Origin of the sequence: Exiguobacterium sp. A1_3_1, from assembly GCF_048985645.1 — a bacterium.
GTDB lineage: Bacteria > Bacillota > Bacilli > Exiguobacteriales > Exiguobacteriaceae > Exiguobacterium_A > Exiguobacterium_A indicum.
In genome coordinates this window covers 1-3868 of sequence record NZ_WBYY01000235.1, presented here as the reverse complement: position 1 = coordinate 3868, position 3868 = coordinate 1, and the positions used below count along the sequence as shown (strand labels likewise).

Here is a 3868-nt window from a genome sequence, read left to right as displayed (position 1 = left end):
GGGCTCGGAGATGTGTATAAGAGACAGGTCTAAGACTGGTCCGATGTATATTGTTAAGAACAACAGGAAGTCGATGATTGTGGCAGGGAAACGTTGCACACACCCGTCTCTGGTAATGATAACTTGACCTGCTTGGCACGTGTCTCGTCTCCGACAAGAAAAGCAACGATTGATCGAACTTGTTCATAACCGGTCGCAAGCAGGAAGGTCGGAGCACGACCGTAACTCTTCGCACCGACCAGATAAAGTCCGTGATCTGGATGACGTAACTCTGCTTCCCCATGTGGACGGACAGTTCCACAGCTATGAAGGTTCGGATCAATCAGAGGAGCAAGTATTCGACTACTTTCGGTGACAGGGTCGATATCAAGCCGTACCTCCTCGAGGAACGAAAAGTCAGGTCGACTTCCTGCATTGACGATCAGCTGATCGATCTGATGAAGGGACCGACCATCTTGAGCAGTGATGTCAAACGACTTTCCTTCCGATTCAATGGATTGGGTCTTGAAGCTGGAGTGAACCCTAATCTGATCTCGTTCAACGAGTTGACGGAGACGCGAACCGAGTGCTCCGCGACCTTCCAGTGCATCCTTGTCTTCTCCGCCGTAAGCTTGAGCTGGGTCCGATTTGCGAAGGATCCAATGAATCTCCGTTTCAGGATGTTGTGCTTTAATGGAAACGAGTTCAAGGAGAGAGTTCAAAGCCGAGTGCCCGCTACCGACGACAGCGACGGATTGATTAGCGAAAACAACAGTATCACGTTTCGCATCTACGATCGAATACCGGACAGGTAAGTTCTGCTCAATTTCGACTCGATGACCAGAACTGATTGCAGGGTTTGGTCGCCCGAGGACTCCAGACGCATCGATGACCGCGCGAGCGAGAATATGTTTACGACCATTCGGCGTATCTATGACTAATTCGAACGGCGTTACTTAACGTGAGGCACTTGTCATCTTGTCTAGACCTGCCCGTGAGATCGAGAGAATCTTATGTTGGAAATGTAGAGAGGGAGCAATTTCCGGTAATGCAGCAAGTGGGGCAAGGTATTGTTTGATCAATTCAGTTCCGGTCGGCACAGTATCGTTTGCTGGTGCAATCCAGTCCGTCAGCTCGAGCAAGTGACGTGCTGCGTCACTAATATTGTATTGCCACGTCGAAAACATCCGAACGTGTTCCCATTGTTTGATATAGTGGGCAATCGAAGGACCTTTCTCAAATAGTAAAAACGATTGACCTTCCACTACAAGTTGAGCTGCAGCTGCAAGCCCGATCGGACCGGCACCGATGATGACGATGGGGTGGGAAGAAGCGTATGACATGAATAAAACCTCCTTTTTATTTGTAAGTTGCAAGTATTAGAGACATGGTTTACAGCAGACGTCACTCTCGCCCATCTTCGTGTTCAGCAAGTCGATTGCCTGGAGGACATGTGCTTTTTCGAAGGAAGTCATTGATGAGAAGATGGAATCAAGATACGTGTTCATCTCTTCGTCAATGGCTTGAGCAACACGTAACCCTTTCTCGGACAGGCGAAGTAGGTGAATTCGCCGATCGTTGATCGCGGGACGCTTTACGAGTAGATCCCGCTTAATCAATGTTTGTACTTGTCTGCTGAACGTAGTGATATCAAGAGCGAGTTGGTCCGCAATTTCTTGCATTGCGGAGTCAGGATGTTTGGCAACCTGATACAGCAGATGACTTTGAACGAGAGATATCTCTTCATCTAGGACGGCACAACAATTCTTATTCAATAATCCGAAGCGCCGGGTGAACGTTTGAAATAATTCACGCGTTTCATTCATGTATAGCTCTCCTTTCTCTATTTTGCTTATGAATCAGTTATACACTATAAACTTGCAAATTGCAAATAATAAATATATGATTTTCTCATATTCAATTGTAAATAAGGAAAGGGGGAATTCGATGCTTGTTCGTTCGATGGAAGAGAAAGATCGTAGCACTGTGTTAGCCATCTATCGTCAAGGAATAGAAGAAGGAAACGCGACGTTTGAAACGCTGATTCATGAGCAAGAGTGGTGGAGAACGGTGACGCAATCTGAAAGATTCGTTCTAGAGCAAGGAGGAAAAGTGATTGGCTGGGCTAAACTGGGACGTGTTTCTGAACGTCATGTCTATCGTGGCGTACGAGAAGTCAGTATATATCTAGAGCGTTCCGCTCGAGGACTCGGCGGTGGGCGATTCTTAATGGAGGCATTGATCACCTATGCGGACGCCAACGGGATCTGGACGCTTCAATCACACATGTTTCCAGAAAACATCACAAGCAGACGGCTGCATGAGCGACTTGGGTTCGAACTAGTCGGTCGACGACGTGCCATCGCACAGCATCATGGTGTTTGGCGAGACACGTTGTTATTTGAGCGACGAAATGACCTCAGGTAATGAAGTGATCTTTACACGCTTGATTGTTCATTTCAAATCTTCTAGCATGATCTACCTTCGCTGAAGCGAGGGTTTTTTAGTTTATCCGTCGATGGAAGAAGGAAAGTACTAAAGACGAATGATGTTACTTAAAATGACGGAGGAGGATGGACGGATGTTGCATGCCTTATTCTTGAACTGCACCTTAAAAGCATCACGTGAACCATCGAATACGGAGGCGCTGATCCGTGACGTGATCGCATATTGGAAACAAGAGGACGTCACTTCAGAAATTGTCCGCATCGTTGATCACCAAGTAGCGTTCGGCGTCACGGAAGACGAAGGAAACGGGGATGAATGGCCGGTGATTTTCGAAAAGGTGAAACGAGCCGACATCGTCGTCATCGGAACACCGCTCTGGCTGGGCGAAAAAAGTAGTGTCGCGACGCAAGTCATTGAACGATTATACGGAGGGAGCGGCTTGACGAACGATCTCGGACAAGCGATCTACTACAACAAAGTCGGTGGCGTCATCGTCACGGGGAATGAAGACGGAGCTAAACATGCGTCTGCTTCCATCTTGTACGGTCTGTCGCATATCGGCTTTACGATTCCGCCGAACGTCGATGCTTACTGGGTCGGTGAAGCGGGACCAGGACCGTCTTACATCGAAGCAGGACGGAACAACGACTTTACGAAACGACACGCACAGTTTTTAGCTGCCAACCTATACCATTTTGCAAAGATGTTAAATGAACATCCGATTCCAGCAGAAGGGAATGTGATGGAATGAAAAAACAACGTTTAACGGGCTACAGTGTCGCGACATTGTTCGCGATGAGTTTAATGCTTGCGGGTTGCGGAAATGACGAAACGTCGACGGACAAGGTCGAAGAAGGATCAACGAATTCGAACACGACCGACGACACGATGCAGGACAAGGATACGGTAACGAAAAATGCCGACACCGATTATGGCTTCAACAGTCTGTCGATTGAAGCGAACGTTGAAGGGGATAAGGATGCCATTGATATTAGTTATGATCGGGATAATGACGGAACGGAAGCGGAATATCGCTATAAAGGGGAGCAAAAGCAAGGAGACGACGCGATGGCGGAACTCGACGCGAAGTTCAAGAACTTAAAGATTGATGCGGATACATCTGAAAAAGAGGTCATCAGTGAGATCGAGCGTGTGTTTGCGATTCAAGATGCTTCCCGCTTAGAGGTTGAAATCGAATTCTCGGACGGAACTGAAAAAGAATATAAAAAATAAACAATAGGTCTGCGCCCGTAACGGGTGTAGACCTATTGTCTTAGTGTAGCGTCACATGAGCGAGGACACCGTAATGATCGCTCGGTACAAGGTGATGCGGCAGTCGATGTTCGCCGATCAGCTGGACGTGCTGTAAGGTCACGGGTGAAAGCGAACGCTGACAGAGTAACCAATCATATCTGTCTCTTATACACATCTCCGAGCCCAC

Annotated in this window: 4 protein-coding genes and 1 pseudogene; 3 read left to right on the top strand and 2 right to left on the bottom strand. The window is 47.6% G+C overall.

Translation table 11 applies throughout. The annotated features are described in order from the left end of the window. Positions 1-53: 53 nt before the first annotated feature. Positions 54-1322: pseudogene (locus F8N00_RS16825) on the bottom strand (NAD(P)-binding domain-containing protein). Between the two features lie 36 nt (positions 1323-1358). Continuing rightward, positions 1359-1805, bottom strand: a complete 447-nt coding sequence (locus tag F8N00_RS16820) for a MarR family winged helix-turn-helix transcriptional regulator (RefSeq protein ID WP_023468262.1) — start codon at positions 1803-1805, stop codon at positions 1359-1361. Between the two features lie 121 nt (positions 1806-1926). Between F8N00_RS16820 and F8N00_RS16815 the strand changes: the two genes are divergently transcribed. The 3 genes from F8N00_RS16815 (at position 1927) to F8N00_RS16805 (ending at position 3660) form a co-directional block, all read left to right on the top strand. Next, positions 1927-2406, top strand: a complete 480-nt coding sequence (locus tag F8N00_RS16815) for a GNAT family N-acetyltransferase (protein WP_421018630.1) — start codon at positions 1927-1929, stop codon at positions 2404-2406. A gap of 154 nt (positions 2407-2560) precedes the next feature. Then, complete coding sequence (locus F8N00_RS16810) at positions 2561-3178, top strand: flavodoxin family protein (RefSeq protein ID WP_050677899.1); 618 nt, start codon at positions 2561-2563, stop codon at positions 3176-3178. After that, positions 3175-3660 (top strand): YusW family protein, encoded by a 486-nt coding sequence (locus F8N00_RS16805; RefSeq protein WP_421018629.1) that lies wholly within the window; start codon positions 3175-3177, stop codon positions 3658-3660. The genes F8N00_RS16810 and F8N00_RS16805 overlap by 4 nt, the downstream gene beginning before the upstream one ends. The last annotated feature ends 208 nt before the right edge of the window (positions 3661-3868 follow it).